The following is a 527-nucleotide window of genomic DNA, read 5'->3' as shown; positions in this document are numbered from 1 at the left end:
AAGTCTTAGCGAATATTATTTCAGGTTTATTCGGCGCACTTCCAGGAGCTGGTGCGACGATGGGCACGGTGACAAACATCCAAGTTGGCGCTCGCTCTCCATTATCTGGTGTGGTGCGAGCCTTAGTACTGGCTCTGGTTGTTTTGGTGGCTGGTGGATTAACCGAACCTATCCCAATGGCTGTGCTAGCAGGCATCGCGGTGTACGTTGGCTTTAACATCTTAGACTGGAGCTTTATCCAGCGCGCGCATAAGGTCAGTTTTTCTGGCATGGCGATCATGTATGGCGTGATGCTACTGACAGTGTTTGTTGATCTCATTGTGGCCATTGGTTGGGGTGTGTTTGTTTCATACATCATGATTATTGAGCGCTTGAGTCGCGAACAAGCTCGTCAGGTAAAAGCCATCAGTGATGCCGATGAAGATGATGTGCCACTGACGGACAGTGAACGAGGATTGTTAGATCGCGCCAATGGGCGAGTGTTGTTCTTCTATCTCTCTGGCCCGATGATTTTCAGTGTGTCTAAG

General features: G+C 49.3%; 1 protein-coding gene. It reads left to right on the top strand.

Annotated features, from left to right (window positions below):
* Positions 1-527, top strand: a 527-nt coding sequence (locus tag R7E78_RS30235) for a SulP family inorganic anion transporter (RefSeq protein WP_318059158.1), incomplete at both ends; no start/stop codon positions are given.

It is taken from the genome of Vibrio sp. YT-19(2023), assembly GCF_033337395.1.
This window is presented reverse-complemented; position numbering and strand designations above follow the sequence as displayed.